The organism is Gallaecimonas xiamenensis 3-C-1, from assembly GCF_000299915.1.
GTDB classification, from domain to species: Bacteria; Pseudomonadota; Gammaproteobacteria; order Enterobacterales; family Gallaecimonadaceae; genus Gallaecimonas; species Gallaecimonas xiamenensis.
Genome location: NZ_AMRI01000014.1, coordinates 34,838 through 49,582, shown reverse-complemented (window position 1 = coordinate 49,582; position 14,745 = coordinate 34,838). Strand labels below are relative to the sequence as shown.

Annotated in this window: 12 protein-coding genes; 7 read left to right on the top strand and 5 right to left on the bottom strand. The window is 59.9% G+C overall.

Annotation, left to right across the window (positions count from 1 at the left end):
* Positions 1 to 74: 74 nt before the first annotated feature.
* Positions 75 to 3,218: a TonB-dependent receptor gene (locus B3C1_RS11015; RefSeq protein ID WP_008484861.1), complete on the bottom strand. Its 3,144-nt coding sequence runs from the start codon at positions 3,216 to 3,218 to the stop codon at positions 75 to 77.
* Between the two features lie 419 nt (positions 3,219 to 3,637).
* Between B3C1_RS11015 and B3C1_RS11010 the strand changes: the two genes are divergently transcribed.
* On the top strand, positions 3,638 to 4,543 hold the full coding sequence (locus B3C1_RS11010) for an endonuclease/exonuclease/phosphatase family protein (RefSeq protein ID WP_051012914.1): 906 nt from the start codon (positions 3,638 to 3,640) through the stop codon (positions 4,541 to 4,543).
* A 39-nt stretch (positions 4,544 to 4,582) separates the two neighbouring features.
* Here B3C1_RS11010 and B3C1_RS11005 read toward each other — a convergent pair whose 3' ends face one another.
* Positions 4,583 to 4,936 carry a DUF4168 domain-containing protein gene (locus tag B3C1_RS11005; protein ID WP_008484858.1) on the bottom strand — a complete coding sequence of 118 codons (354 nt, stop codon included), beginning with the start codon at positions 4,934 to 4,936 and terminating at the stop codon, positions 4,583 to 4,585.
* Positions 4,937 to 5,110: 174 nt separating this feature from the next.
* Here B3C1_RS11005 and B3C1_RS11000 point away from each other — a divergent pair, with 174 nt between their 5' ends.
* The 3 genes from B3C1_RS11000 to ycaO are packed head-to-tail and all read left to right on the top strand — an operon-like array spanning position 5,111 to position 9,657.
* Positions 5,111 to 6,559 (top strand): sensor histidine kinase, encoded by a 1,449-nt coding sequence (locus tag B3C1_RS11000; RefSeq protein WP_192813370.1) that lies wholly within the window; start codon positions 5,111 to 5,113, stop codon positions 6,557 to 6,559.
* Positions 6,556 to 7,881 (top strand): sigma-54-dependent transcriptional regulator, encoded by a 1,326-nt coding sequence (locus B3C1_RS10995; RefSeq protein ID WP_008484856.1) that lies wholly within the window; start codon positions 6,556 to 6,558, stop codon positions 7,879 to 7,881. Before B3C1_RS11000 ends, B3C1_RS10995 begins: the two co-directional genes overlap by 4 nt.
* A 51-nt stretch (positions 7,882 to 7,932) precedes the next feature.
* Entirely contained in the window at positions 7,933 to 9,657 is a 1,725-nt protein-coding gene (ycaO, locus tag B3C1_RS10990; protein WP_008484855.1) for a 30S ribosomal protein S12 methylthiotransferase accessory factor YcaO, read from the top strand.
* 30 nt (positions 9,658 to 9,687) lie between these two features.
* On the opposite strand, the gene B3C1_RS10985 is transcribed toward ycaO, so the two are convergent.
* Both B3C1_RS10985 and B3C1_RS10980 read right to left on the bottom strand, forming a co-directional pair.
* Positions 9,688 to 10,464 carry a hypothetical protein gene (locus tag B3C1_RS10985; RefSeq protein WP_008484854.1) on the bottom strand — a complete coding sequence of 259 codons (777 nt, stop codon included), beginning with the start codon at positions 10,462 to 10,464 and terminating at the stop codon, positions 9,688 to 9,690.
* A 61-nt stretch (positions 10,465 to 10,525) separates the two neighbouring features.
* The gene (locus B3C1_RS10980; RefSeq protein ID WP_008484853.1) at positions 10,526 to 10,981 is read right to left on the bottom strand and encodes a YaiI/YqxD family protein; all 456 of its coding nucleotides are present in this window, start codon (positions 10,979 to 10,981) and stop codon (positions 10,526 to 10,528) included.
* A 97-nt stretch (positions 10,982 to 11,078) separates the two neighbouring features.
* Between B3C1_RS10980 and B3C1_RS10975 the strand changes: the two genes are divergently transcribed.
* From B3C1_RS10975 to B3C1_RS10965, 3 genes are all read left to right on the top strand, one after another.
* Positions 11,079 to 11,282 (top strand): ParD-like family protein, encoded by a 204-nt coding sequence (locus B3C1_RS10975; RefSeq protein ID WP_035481933.1) that lies wholly within the window; start codon positions 11,079 to 11,081, stop codon positions 11,280 to 11,282.
* The gene (gene map, locus B3C1_RS10970; protein WP_008484848.1) at positions 11,263 to 12,027 is read left to right on the top strand and encodes a type I methionyl aminopeptidase; all 765 of its coding nucleotides are present in this window, start codon (positions 11,263 to 11,265) and stop codon (positions 12,025 to 12,027) included. The genes B3C1_RS10975 and map overlap by 20 nt, the downstream gene beginning before the upstream one ends.
* An 88-nt stretch (positions 12,028 to 12,115) precedes the next feature.
* Entirely contained in the window at positions 12,116 to 13,744 is a 1,629-nt protein-coding gene (locus B3C1_RS10965; protein WP_008484846.1) for a phosphoethanolamine transferase, read from the top strand.
* Between the two features lie 61 nt (positions 13,745 to 13,805).
* Here the strand turns inward: B3C1_RS10965 and B3C1_RS10960 are convergent, their stop codons facing one another.
* Complete coding sequence (locus B3C1_RS10960) at positions 13,806 to 14,663, bottom strand: DMT family transporter (protein ID WP_008484844.1); 858 nt, start codon at positions 14,661 to 14,663, stop codon at positions 13,806 to 13,808.
* Between the last annotated feature and the right edge of the window lie 82 nt (positions 14,664 to 14,745).

Here is a 14,745-nt window from a genome sequence, read left to right as displayed (position 1 = left end):
CTTTTTTATTTGTCTTTGCAAGACAATAAAAAAGCCAGCCCAAGGGGCTGGCTTTTGGCTCGCAGGGAGCGGGATTAGAAGGTGTACTTCACGCCCACTTTCATGCGCCAGGTAGACTCTTCGGCTTCGAAGGTATCCCAGTTCTTGGTGTCGAGGCTGGTCAGAGCACCGTACTTGTAACGACCTTCGGCATCCAAGCCTTCGAAGTTGAACAAGCTCTTGTTGGTGTAGTTCTGACGCTTCACTTGACCCCAATCGTCGTTCAGCAGGTTGGCCAGGTTGTTGATGGTGAAGTAGAAGATACCTTTATGACCTTCAACAAAGCCGGGGATTTCCTGCTGGAACTGGAAGTCCAGGGTGCTAACCCAAGGACCAGTGCCCACACCTTTAGGTGCAAAACCACCGGCATAACCCGCCAGGCCAGCCTGGTTGACCACGTCCATGATTTGGTCGTAGGTCATGGAGCTCTCAGGGCTGATGTTCGGATCGTTGGCGCCAGTGGGGATGTAGGGCAGGTAAGCGCTACCGTTGTTAAAGGTAGACTGGTCACCGTAATCACCACGACGGTTCTGACGCCATACATAGCTGTAGTGGGTACCGGAACGACGCTGGAAGAAGAGGTTGAACTTAGAGGCATAGCCGTCAATGAACTCATGGCGGTAGCCAAGGCTCAGTTTGAAGCTGTGCTCAATCTCGTAGTCGGCAGTGCCGATCTCTTCTACGTTGCGATCCTTAACGATGTTGTACTGGTAGTTAGAGGTCGCAGTGGAAGAAGTACCGGGGTTACCTTCATCGATGTCCTGGTGAGTGTAGGCAGCGTAAAGGCTGACACCGCTGTCCCACTCTTTCTGCAGGGTGGTGGTGAAGATCCAGGCCTTACCGTCCTTGCTCTCGTTAGTCAGCATCAGGTCGTAGTGACCATTAGGTGCGTCAGAGTTACAAGGAGCGTAGATGTTGACGCCGGCAGAGGTTTGGCCGGACACACAGCGGGAAATGTCTTTCCACTGGGTGTTGTCGGTCATCCACTTACGCATCACTTCGGTAGTCCAGTAGAAATCGTTGCCTACTGAAGGGATATCGAAGCGGTAGTCGACACCAAGACGAGCGATCCAGTCAGACGGGAGCTTGAAGTTCGGGTCGATAACGTTGGTAGAGCCGTCACCAGCATACATTTCAGCCTTAACAGCATCTGGAACCTTGGTGATATCCACGTTGTCCAGGTACTGGTCGGGAGTCAGGTTGCCACGGTCAAACTGAACCAGGGTGTAGCCATCGTTGGAGAAGGAGTTGGAAATCCAAACGTTGGGGCGACCACCGGAGAAGCGGCCGAAACCACCGTGGACAGTCACATCGTCGTTGGCAAACCAAGTCAGGTCAACGCGGGGCAGCCAGATATCCAGGCCGTCCAGGTTCTCCTGGTTGGAGAAACCGTAGCGGTCATAGAAGTTTTGGTTGAAGGTCGGCTTGTCGCTGACCATGTAACGCTCATAACGCAGGCCCAGGCCCAGCTCGAAAGCGTCGTTGATGTACCAGTTGTCCTGGATATAGGCATTAGCCGTGCCCAGGCTGAAATCAGCGGCAGCGTCAGTGGCGTTGTTGGTGTAAGCGTTCTCGTAGTAGAAAGAACTGGCTTTGCGGTTCTGGAAATCTTCGATGGAGTCGAAGGACCAGCTACCGAGGGAGTTACGGACGAAGATGTTGAAAACATCCAGCTTCTCGTACTCACCACCGAACTTCAGCTGATGATCGCCGACCAGGTAGTTGAACTTAGCGCCCAGTTTCCAGGTCTTGTTGTTCAGCTCGTTGGCATGACGGTTGTAGTCAGGACCAAAGTTCAAGGTCGCGCTGCTGTCGATGTCAACGTCGATGTCACCAAAGGCTTTGGTTTTCAGACCGGAGACGGAATCAACTTTCTTGTAGTTCAGGTACAGTTCGCTGGAGAAATCAGAGCTCCAATCAGAATAGAGCTGCAGGGTATACAGGTCCATGTTCTGTTGGTAATCGTACCAGTTGGTATCCAGCTGCAGGGTGTAAGGACCATTGGACTGGTTACGTACAACGTTACCTTCGGTACGGTTGTAGGTCAGCGCCATACGGTGGTCGCTGTTGATGTTCCAGTCCAGCTTCACCAGCAGGTTTTCGTTCTCGGTGTCAGGAGCAGAGTTCCAGGTGCCGATGTCTACACCGTAAACATCCTGAGCGATCTGCTTGATGCGCTGGTAGTCTTCCTCGGTGACGTTGCTTTCGTTGGCAGCACCGGATGTGGCAGGGCCCCATTCAACCTGGACAGGTTCTTTGGACTTCTCATAGGAAGTGAAGAAGAACAGCTTGTCTTTGATCAGCGGGCCACCCAGGGTCAGGCTATAGGTGTCGCGCTTGAAATCCAGCGGGATATCTTCGCCGCTGTTGGGGTCCTTGGGGGTGCCGGCCCAGGAGTCACTCATCTTTTCGTAAGCAAGTGAACCATGGAATTCGTTGGTACCGGACTTGGTTACCGCATTGATACGGCCGCCAGTGTAACCACCTTCGGAAGCGTCGAAAGGAGCGACTTCAACAGCAACCTGATCGATGGCATCGATAGAGATAGGGGAGCGCTGAGTCGGGTAGCCGTTGCTGTTCAGACCAAAGTCGTCGTTAACACCAACACCGTCGATGGTGATGCTGTTGTAACGCGGGTTGGAGCCGGCAAAGCTCATCGGTGCGTCAGAGCCGGGCAGCAGGTTGGCGTAGGGGTTCATCCGTGCCACTTCTTTGAGGTCACGGTTGAATGTCGGGGTGTCCTGGATGTCTTCGGCACCGAAGAGGCTGGAGCTGCCTTTGTTGGAAGCAATAGCCGCGCCGTATACGGTCAGGGTTTCGGTGTCGTCACCGGCGGTCTTAAGCTGCTCGTTCAGACGGAAAGTCTGGCCCAGCTGCAGGAAGATGTCTTCTTTAGTGGTGTCCTGGAAGGTGTCGGAGTCGATCACTACCAAGTAAGGGCCACCCACGCGCAGACCAGTTGCGCTAAAGCTACCATTTTCATTGGTCGTTACTTCTGTAACAGTACCAGTGGGTTGGTGCATCAGGGTGATTTTGGTGTTGGCGGCGGGTTGGCCGGAGGGGCCAGTGATGGTACCGCGCATGGAGGAGGTGGTGTCATCCGCGAAAGCAACGGACGACGCGCCCAAGGCAAGGGTGAGGGCCAATGCCAGGCGACTTTTTACGAGTCCCTTGATCATGTCAGTTTCCTGTGAAAATGAAGGTTAGAACACGTTTGCTTTGTTGTTGTTCTGCTGCATTCAGACGCTGCAACGGCCACTGTTTTACACAAGGTTTTTGACAGTTTTATGTACCCTTACAGCGTCGGGCGCCAACTGTAACAAAAGAGAAACTGTGCTGTCATCTGCATGAACGGCTTTAAATGAGTCGCGAAAGTGCCGGAGAAAACGTTCTCTTTGTGGCTAAATGTGCCGAAAATCTGCTTTGCTTCGGTTTTCTTGCAAGCATCTTCGGCGAATGTCGAGGTTTGATGTTACGGATAGCAACCTTTAATGCCGCTTTAGAGGCATGCGCTTTTTGCAAAAAAAGTGATCAAGCTCTTGATCCGCAAACCCTTATTAAGGCGTTGGATTGGCCTGGCCACCCTCGGCTGTATCAAGTGGCTAACACCATTCAAGCGTTGGATGCAGACATACTGCTGCTTAACGAGTTTGATTACATTGCCGACCCGCAACGGGGCATTCGCCGCTTTATCGACAACTATCTCGGTAAAGATGCTTACCCCTACTACTACCTGGCGCCGGTTAACACCGGAGTACCCTTATCGGCCGACCCATCCGAAGTTCATGGCTTTGGCCATTATCAGGGCCAGTACGGCATGGTGTTGCTGTCGCGCTTTCCTGTGCTGACCGAACAGGTGCGTACCTTCCAGCACTTTTGCTGGGCGCAAATGCCTGGTGCCCGCCAGCCGCAACTGGACGGCCATCCTTATTACCCACCAGAGGTTTGGGCCGAGCTGCGGCTCTCGTCAAAATCCCACTGGGATATCCCCTTGCAGGTAGGACGGCAGCGGCTCCACGTGCTGGCCTGCCACCCCACACCGCCGGTGTTTGACGGGCCGGAGCGGCGCAACCAGCATCGCAATCATGATGAGCTGCGCTTTTGGGCCGACTACCTGGCGACCGGCCGGGGTGACTATATCCAGGATGACGCCGGTATTCGGGGCGGCTTTAGGGGCCTGTCACCTTTTGTGCTTCTTGGGGATCTTAACGCCGACCCGGAGCGAGGTGAGGGGGCGGTTGGCGCCATAACGCAGTTGCTCAAGCACGAGGGGATCAACAGCGGATTGTTACCGGTAAGCCCGGGGGGCACCGAGCGGGGCAGGCCGGCAATCACTGCCGATTGGGGTCTAAGGGCTGATTATGTGCTGCCGTCGCGCCGGGGGATCAGGGTCAAAGGCGGCGGGGTGTTTTGGCCGGGACAACACCAGGCACAGAGGGCCTTGGTGGAGGGGCCGCACAGTTCCGATCACAGGCCGGTGTGGCTGGACATGGAACTGATCTGAAAAAGGCGCAGCTTGGCTGCGCCTTGATTTATCTTTGAATCAGTCCATGTCGCCGAGGCGGGCACGCAAGGTGGGATCGGTCTGCACAGCCCTGGCTATCTGGTTGTAGTCCTCCACAGTCAGGCCAGCATCTTTGACGGCAGCAATCATCTGCTCGTTGGCCTGTTGCTGGATCTGTTGGGCTTCGTCCGGATTTTCACTGGCATTCAGCTTCTCCATGGCGCTGTCACGGATACCGCTGATGGCCTTCTGGGCATCGTGAAACTGCTCCAACTGGCTGTCGCTCAGGGCTTGGGCTTGCTGCCCCTGGGGGGCCGGCGCCGCCATCAGGCTGGCCATGGGCAGGCCTGCCAGGGAAACGGTCAAAAGGGAAGACAGCATCAGGTTACGCATAAGGACATCTCCTTTGGCTCTTTGGGACCAATACCAGAGCCAGAACCGTGCCAGTCCGTTGAAAAATTCAATAACTTACTGTTTTTAATGACAAGAACCTAAACTTGCCACCGGTAGTGCTGGGGTTGTCGCGCCTTTTGCTGTGTCCTTATGACACAGTATTTGGGAGGCGAAGTGACAAAAAGATACAGCCTCAACCTGACGTGGCGGATGTTGTTGTTGGTGTTCCTGCCACTCTGGTTGCTTTCGGGGTTATCCATCAGCCTGGGTACCCACTACCTGGGCGAGCAGCAGACCCGTAGGTTAAAAGACGACCTTAAACTGGTGGCCCGCGCCATCCGCGCGCCTATAGGTGAAGCCATCAACCAGGGGGATCTGGAAACGGTGCGCCATACCCTGGATGCGGTTTTCAGCCTGGGGCAGATTTATGGCGCCGCCGTCTACGACAGGGAAGGCCAGCGTATTGCCGCAGCCGGCATCGCCCGCCGTGACAATGACGACAATCCCCTGGCCCAGCAGTTGGTGAGCACGGGCCGTGACAAAGACGCCTACCAGCGCCAGGCCGGGCGGCGGGTGTTCTCCCACTTTGTGCCCGTTACCGACACCGGCGGCCAGATCACCGGCCTGGTGGAGGTGACCCGTAAAGCCAGTGATTTCAGCAGCAGCCTCGACAGGTTGGCCATCGGCTCCTGGCTGGCCTGGGTTGCCTTGGGCGGGCTGACCCTGGCCATAGTGCTTTGGGGTAACCGCCAGGCCGTGGGCCGGGAAGTGCAGCGCCTTACCCGCACCATGGCCGCCATAGGCCAAGGGCAGCAGGGGCTGAGGGCCCCGGAAGACGGCGCCGCCGAACTAAGGGCCATAGCCCGGGCCCTGAACCTGATGTTGGACGACATGGCCAAGGCCCAGCAGGCGATCCGTGACCATCAGCGCCAGGAAGCGGCCTTAAACCAGCAGTTGGAACGCCAGCGACGTATGGCGGCCCTGGGCCAATGGGTAAGCGGCATAGCCCACGAGTTGGGCGCTCCTCTCAATGTTATCGACGGTCGGGCCTATCGTCTGGCCAAAATGGGCGTACCTGCAGATGGCCAAAAGGAGTTGGCTGCGATCCGTGCCCAGGTGGGGCGCCTGACCCGTATGGTGCGCCAACTGCTGGATGTCAGCCGCAGTGGCGTCACCCGCCGCCCGGTGCATCTCAAATCCCTGGTCGAAGAAGCCCTGGCGTCTGTTGCCCAGGAGCAACTGGGAGCCATGCCCCAGCAAGACCTGGTACTGCCTGATGGGCTGTGGTTGTCGGCAGACGGCTCCCGGTTGGAGCTGGCCCTGGTGAACTTGCTGCGCAACGCCTGCCAGGCAGCCAACAGCCGTATCGGTGTCAGAGCCTGGCTTGCTGGTACCAGCATTGGCATCGAGATCTGGGACGACGGCCCCGGCCTGCCTGCCGGCCTGACCCCGGCGCGCCTGCTCGAGCCCTTCTTTACCACCAAGCCCAAAGGCCAGGGCACCGGCCTTGGGCTGGCGATAGTCCACAACATCTTGAACGACCACGACGCCCAGTTGGCCCTGGCGCCAGCAGCGGCGGGCGGGCTGTTGGTCACCCTGAGGTTTCCCAAGGAGAATGAATGAGCATCCTTATCGTTGAAGACGACTTGGATCTGGCGGAGCTGCTGGCCGACGAGCTGGAAGCCGATGGTCACCGGGTTTTTAAGAGCGAGTCGGCCGAGGCGGCCCAGGCCTTGCTGGATACCGAAGATCTGGCGCTGGTGATCTCGGATCTGCGTTTGCCGGGGCAGAGCGGTATGGATCTTCTGCCCCGGGTTAAGGCCAGGCCCCAGGCTCCGGCCATGCTGTTGATCACCGCCTTTGGCACGGTCGATCAGGCGGTAGCCGCCCTCAAGGCCGGGGCCGATGACTTTCTGACCAAACCTTTCGACATGGACCACTGCCTGCTGACCGTCAAACGGTTGCTGGAGCACCGCCAGCTCAAGGCCAAGGTGGCGGGGCAGCACTTCCACGGTATCCGGGGCGAAAGCCCGGTCATGCAACGGCTGTTCAAGAGCATAAGCCAGGTGGCCAAGGCCGACGGCCCGGTGCTTATCCTGGGGGAGAGCGGTACCGGCAAGGAACTGGTGGCCAGGGCCATCCACCAGGAAAGCCCCAGGTGCCAGGGGCCATTCTTGGCAGTGAATTGTGCCGGCATTCCCAGCGAACTGTTGGAAAGCGAGTTTTTCGGCCACGCCGCCGGTGCTTACACAGGGGCCAGTAAGGCCCGCCAGGGCCTGTTACGCGAAGCCGACGGCGGCACCCTGCTGCTGGACGAAATCGGGGAAATGCCGCCGGCCTTGCAGGCCAAACTGCTCCGGGTCTTGCAGGAAGGGCAGCTGCGCCCTGTGGGCTCGGACAGGGAAGTACAGGTGGATGTGCGTATCCTGGCCGCCACCCACAGGGACTTGGAACAGCAGGTGGCCCAGGGCGCTTTTCGCCAGGACCTGTTTTACCGGCTCGATACCTTCAGCCTCAAGGTGCCGCCGCTACGTGACAGGGGCGACGACATCCCGCTATTGGCCCGCCATTTTCTGGCAAACCAGCAGGCAGCCGGCAAGACCCAGGCCCGCCAGCTCAGTCACAGCGCCTGGCAGCGGCTGCTGGGTTACGGTTTTCCCGGTAATGTCAGGGAGTTGCAAAACGCCATGGAAAGGGCCGCCGTCTTCTGCGAGGGAGACGAGATTGGCCCGGAGCACCTGCCGGCCAGGATCAGGGAGGAGGTGGCCAGAGGGGAGGGCTGCCTGTTCGGGACCCTGGCCGATGCCGAGCTGCCGCCCCTGTCGCAGGTGCAGATGGATTATGTGCGTTACGTGTTGGAAAAAACGGCGGGCAACAAGGCACAAGCCGCCGAGATCCTGGGCGTGACCCGCCGCACCCTTTATCGCTGGTTGGAGGGCGACTGACATAAAGACGTGCTAAAATCCGGCCCTTTGTGCATTCCGTTGAGAAACCCCATGGAAAAGACCTTTATCCCCGGTAAAGACGCGGCCCTGGAAGACTCCATCGCCCGTATCGGCGGCGCCATTGAAGCGCTGGGCTTTACCATCGAAGAAGCTCGCTGGCTGAACCCGGCGCCTTACATCTGGTCCGTGCATATCCGCGATAAGGACTGCCCCCAGGTGTTCTCCAACGGCAAAGGCGCCACCCGCGAAGCCTCTTTGGCTTCCGCCTACGGCGAGCTGATCGAGCGCCTGTCCACCCGCTATCTGTGGGCCGATTTCCGCCTGACCTCCGCCCTTAACGAATTTGGCCACGTCCATCAGAGTGACGAGCGTTGGTACGACGTGGACGGACAGTGGCCCGAAGAGCTCTTAGACGAGCACTGCCGCGCCATCTATGACCCGGAAGGTGACCTGGAGCTTTCCGACCTTATCGACCACAACGGCGGCGACTCCGGCAAAGGCGTCTGCGCCCTGCCTTATGTGCGCCAAAGTGACGGTCAGACCGTCTATGTGCCGGTCAACCTGATCGGCAACATCTTCGTGTCCAACGGCATGAGCGCCGGTAACACCCAGGCCGAGGCCCAGGTGCAGGGCCTGTCCGAAATTTTCGAGCGGGCCATCAAAAACCGCATCATCGTCGAAGACATCGCCCTGCCGCTTGTGCCCCAAAGCGTGCTGGACCGCTACCCCCATATCGACGCCGGTATCAAGGCCCTGCAAGCCGAAGGCTTTGGCATCCGCGCCCTGGACGCCTCCCTGGGCGGCCGCTACCCGGTGATGTGTGTGGTGTTGCAGCACCCCAAAGACGGCGGTATCTACGCCTCCTTCGGTGCCCACCCCAAATTTGGCGTAGCCCTGGAGCGGGCCCTGACCGAGCTCTTGCAAGGCCGCGCCCTGGACGAGCTGGAGGGCTTCCCGGCTCCCACCACCGACATGGAGCAGGTCACCGACCCCCACAACCTGGAGCTGCACTTTATCGACAGCTCCGGCTACGTGGGTTGGGGCTTTTTGTCCGACAAGCCCGATTTTGAGTTTGCCGACTGGGACGACCAGCACGACAACGCCTTCGAGCGCCAGGCACTGATTGAGCTGTTGCACGACGAAGGCCACCAGGTCTACATCGCCGAACATACCGCCCTCGGCGCCTATGCCTGCCGCATCCTGGTGCCGGGTTTCTCCGACATCTACCCGGCCGACGAGCTGGTGTGGCACAACAACAACCAGGCCCTGGATTTCCGCCCTGTGCTGTTCGACCTGAACGGCGCTACCGAGGAAGACCATCGCGAGCTCCTCGAAGCCCTGGACCAATACTCCGTTAACGACCAGCTTCGGGTACTGGAATGGGCCGGCATCGTCGGCGACAAGGGCACCCCCTGGGCGCGCCTGCGTATCGGCGAGCTGCGCCTGTGGCTGCTGCTGGCCCTTTCCGAGCAGGAAGAAGCCTACGAGCAGCTGGGCTCGGTGCTGGCCTCCGGCCACCTCACCGATGACGAGCGCCTGCTGTACCGCGCCATCTTCGCGGTGCTGGAACTGACAGTGGAAGGTAAAGACCTGAGCGATTTCGAACCCAGCCTGGTGAATTACTTCGGCGCCGACAAACTGGCCCTGGCCAAGGGCCTGGTGGCTGGCACTGAGCGCTTCCCCGAGCTTGGCAAGCTGGACCCTGACACCCCCACCCAAGGCCATCGCCGCCTGATGGAGGCGTACGCCAAGGTCCTTAAAGGCCAGCTGCGCTAACAACAAAAAGCCGCCCCAAGGGCGGCTTTTTTAATGGACAGGGCTGGCGTTAAAGACCTCGGCCGGCACTGTTTCCCCTTTGCGCCTTAACCGGCAAAAGGTCAGCTCGCCGCCGTGGGCCTGCCATTTCAGGCGGTAGTAGGCCAGCTTGTGGCGCTGGGTCGGGTCCCTTTCCTGGTTGCAAAGGCGCTGGCGGTAGCCCCTGTCAAGCAGTTGCTGGCGGCTCAGTTTGACCCCGGGGTCGCGTACCGCCAGCCAATCTGAGTCGTGGAAGGGGTGGGGGCTTTTTATGGCCCTGGCCACCAGGGGCGTCAGGCTCAGCAGCACCTCGTCCAGGGCTTTCAGTGACAAGTCTTGGCGCAGCTCCACCTGGTTATCCACCTGCACCAGGGCGTCCAACTTGCGGGCAAAGCCCTGCAGGGCCTCGAAAAACCAACTGGCCATGGACATGGGCGCCAGGGATTCTCCCTCGGCCTGCAGATCCAGGCGCAGCCCCAGGCTTGGCCCCAACAGGAAGCTAAACCCCAAGTGGCAAAGGGCATCCTGGGGATCGGCCTCTGGGCGCTCACTCAGCGCCAGCAGCTTGTTGTAATGCAGGGAGATGGGGTCAATGGCGTTGTGGGGCCAATGGGGATTGTCGGGGTGGAACTGGGCCCGGTAGCGGTTCATCAGCCAACCAAGGGCCACCCAGTAGCGCATGGCGATGATGGGGTAGCGATGGAACAGGGCGTTGGCCGGGGACGAATCTGCCAAAGGCGGCAGCGCGTATCGTCCCTGTTTGACCAGAAGGGTATCGGCTGTCGGCATCCTTCACTCCAGAGGTCAGTCTCTGGCCAGCTTGGCAAGCTTTTGCGGCTGGGGCAAGCCCTTAGGGCCGGCCTTTTTGTTGTTGCAGGTAACTGTCCAGGGCATTGGCGAAGGCCTGGCGGTCGCTCTGGCTGATGGGCGGTGGCCCGCCGGTCTGGATACCGCTGGCGCGCAGGGTGTCCATGAAATCGCGCATGTTAAGGCGCTGGCGTATGGTGTCGTCCCGGTACAGCTCGCCACGAGGGTTAAGGGCCTGGGCGCCTTTTTCCATGACTTCGGCAGCCAGGGGGATGTCGGCGGTGATCACCAGGTCGCCTTTTTGCACCTCGGCGGCGATATGGTTGTCGGCGATATCAAACCCCTTAGGTACGGTCAGGCTGCGTACCCACTTGCCGGGGGGCACCGCCAGGGGCTGGTTAGCTACCAGTATCACCTGGGTTTGGGTGCGCTCGGCGGCGCGAAAGAGAATGTCCTTGATGACGCGGGGGCAGGCGTCGGCGTCGACCCAGATGGTCATGGGGCTCTCCCTTGGCTTAAAGGGGGCATTGTACCGGCCTTGGCAAGGCGCGCCTATCGATATACGATTTATATATGTTTTGTATATTGAGGTGCTTGTGGGTATCGTCAAGATCAGTGACGCCCTGCACGACGAAGTGCGGGTGGCCAGCCAGGGGCTTTGCCGCTCCATCAACGCTCAGGCCGAATTCTGGCTCAAGCTGGGCCGGGCCTGTGAACTAAACCCCACCCTGAGTGGTGCCGAATTGCTCAAGTTGTTAGTCGAGGAGGCCAGGAGTGAGCATGATAAAGACCGACGATGACATAGCCCGGATGCGGGTGGCGGGCCGCCTGGCCGGCCAGGTACTGAGCCACCTTATCCCGCTGGTCAAGCCCGGGGTCAGCACCTTGGCCCTGAGCAGGGAAGCGGAGCGCTTTATCGTCGAGGATCTCAAGGCCAGGCCTTCCACCAAGGGTCAGTACGGCTTTCCCGAGGCCATCAACACCTCCATCAACCAGGTGGTTTGTCATGGTATCCCCAAGGAAGAGGACAGGCTCAAGGAAGGGGACATCGTCAACATAGACGTGACGGTGGAAAAGGACGGCTTTATCGGCGATACCTCAAGGATGTACAGCCTGGGCCAAGTCAGTGACCCGGCCCGGCGCCTGCTGGAGGTCAGCCACCAATGCCTGTGGCGGGCCATAGAGGTGGTCAAGCCCGGCGCCCGCCTGGGGGACATAGGCCATGCCATCCAGTCCCATGCCGAGGCCAAGGGTTATTCGGTGGTGCGGGAATACTGCGGCCACGGCATAGGGCGACGCATGCACGAGATGCCTGACGTGTTGCATTTCGGGGTGCCGGGGCGGAGCCTGGTGCTGGAGCCGGGGATGACCTTCACCATAGAGCCGATGATCAACGCCGGCCAGGCGGCGGTCAGCGTGCTCAAGGACCAGTGGACGGTGATCACCCGCGACCGCAGCCTGTCGGCCCAGTGGGAACATACGGTGTTGGTGACCCCAAGTGGGGTAGAGGTGCTGACCTTGCGGGAGGAAGAGCGCCAGTCTTAAGCCAAGCTTAAATCCCGCCGTCGTTGTTTTAAGAGGTGCTTAAGGGGACCTTCTTAGGCTGTGGCCCAGTTATTTTGAGGGTCACGCCATGTTTCGCCATTCCCTGTTCTGGGCCCTGTTGTCTGCCCTGCTCATCGTCTTGCTGGGCAACCTGGTGCTATACAGCAAAATTGCCCAGCTTCCCCTGCCCATCGCTGAGCGCCTGGATTTGAGCCTGGTGCTCACCTGGCTGCTGACTGGGCTGCTGGCCCTGCCCCTTATCCTGCTGACCTTCAAACCCCTGTTCAAACCTGTGCTGGCCCTGTTGCTGCTGGCCACCAGCCTGGCCAGCTATTTCGCCTGGACCTACGGCATCAGCATCGATGCAGACATGATCCGCAACGTGGCGGAAACCGACGTGGCGGAAGTTGGAGACCTGCTGAGCCTGGAGCTGCTGGCGGTGTTGGCCCTGGTAGCAGGGGCTATCTGGCTGCTGTGGCGCCTGCCCCTGGTCTACCCCCGTGGTTTTAAGGGGATGGGCGCCCGCGCCTTGATGCTGGGTCTTACTTTGGTGGCCACCCTGGCGGTGCCTTGGCTGCAATACGATCTGCTGGCCGGCCCGGTGCGCAATTACCGGGTGCTGCGCCATGACGTCAGCCCGGCCAACTGGCTAGTGGGCTCGGCCAAGTATATCGCTAGCCTGACCCAGGCTCCCCGCCAGTTCCAGCAACTGGGCCTGGACGCCAAACGCAGCGCCGAAACCAAGCCCAAGCTGGTGATCATGGTGGTGGGGGAAACGGCCCGCGCCCAGAACTTCGGTTTGGACGGCTATGGCAAGAACACCACCCCCGAATTGGCCAAGGCTGGCGTGGTGAATTTCAGCCAGCTTACTTCCTGCGGCACCGCCACCGCCATTTCGGTGCCCTGCATGTTCTCCTACCAGACCCAGGCCGATTTTGACGTGGAGCAGGCCAAGTTCAGTGACAACGCTTTGGATATCCTGGCCCGGGCCGGGGTCAAGGTATTGTGGCGGGACAACAACTCCGGCTGTAAGGATGTGTGCACCCGGGTGCCTTACCAGGAGACCGCCCAGATGGCCGTCCCAGACTGTGACGGCGACTGCTTGGACATGGCACTGCTCTACCAGTTGGACCAGCAGTTGCCGGCCAATCCCCAGGACACCCTGATCGTGCTGCACCAAAAAGGCAGCCATGGGCCGGCCTACTACAAACGCTATCCCAAGGCCTTCGAGCAGTTCACCCCCGTCTGTGCCAGCAACGAGCCCAAAGACTGCACCACTGAGGCCCTGGTCAACAGCTACGACAACTCCATCCTCTACACCGACCATGTATTGGCCCAGGTGATCGGTTTCCTAAAAGGGGTCAAAGGCTACGACACCGGCATGATCTACGTGTCGGATCATGGCGAGTCCCTGGGGGAATACAACCTCTACCTGCACGGCGCCCCCAAGTGGCTGGCACCCGACCAGCAGACCCATGTACCCGGTGTGACCTGGTTGTCGGCGGGCCTGGAGTCCCAGTTGGGCCTGGACCAGGGCTGCTTGAAGGAAAGGGCCGCCGAGCCTCATTCCCAGGACGATGTCTTCCATTCCCTGCTGGGGATCATGAAGGTCAAGACCCAGCTCTACCAGGCTGACAAGGACTGGTATGCCCCCTGCGGCAGCCTGAAACTGGCCGCCAACCAGAAGCTGGCCAGGGCTGATGCTGGCGGGCAATAACAGCAACCACTTCCACTCAAGGGGCCTGTGACAGGGCCCCTTCTTTATTGACCAGGGGCCGTCAGGGCTGGCCCTTGGCGGGCTTGAGGGAAGGAGAGCCCAGCGGCCATTTCATCAGCAGCAGGCTGGCCAGGATAAGCCCTATGCCCAGCCACTGGCTCAGGTTTAGCACTTCCCCCACCAGCAGGGTACCCAGGCTGACCGCCACCAGGGGGTTGGTCAGGGCCAGCATGCCCATCACCTGGGAGCCAAGGCGTTTGATGGCCCAGATCCAGGCCCAGTAGGCCAGGGCGGTATTGGCCAGGACAAGCCAGGCCAAGCCGGGCAGGGCCTGGGGCTTTGGCAGGGGCATGGGGCCGGCCAGCAGCCAGGCCAGGGGCACCAGCATGGCGCCACCCAATACCAGCTGCCAGGCGGTCAGGCCCAACAGGTCTGTGACCGGCCAGCGCTGCATCCACAGGCTCGACTGGCCGATAAGCACGGTCGCCCCTAGGGCGCAGGCCACCCCCAATGGGTCCAACTTGGCCGACGGGTTTAGCAGCAGCACTACTCCACCCAGGCCCACCAGGGCCAGCAGCAACCAGCGCAGGGCCGGTCTTTGGCCGTACCTGAGCCAGTTCAGGGCCATCAGGGTCAGGGGCAGGGTCGCCCCCAGGGTACCGGCCACGGCGCCGGGCAGGCGATAGGCCGCCAGGAACAGCAGGCAGAAGAAGGCCCCTATGTTGCAAAAAGCCAGCAAGCCCAGCTTGCCCCAGGGCAGCGGTGGGCGTCTGGGGGCCAGCAGCAACAGCAACAGGCCGGCGGGCAAGGCCCGCCAGACCGCTACCCAAAGGGGAGGCAAGTCCACCAGGTAGAGGCTGACCACCGCATAGGTGCTGCCCCACAGCAGCGGTGCCAGCAAGGCAATCAGGATGGGCATTGTTATCTCCAGTTAAAGTATCTTGATGTGGAGATAGTTTGGCGTGCAGTTTAACTTTAGATCAAGTATCTTTTTGTGAAGA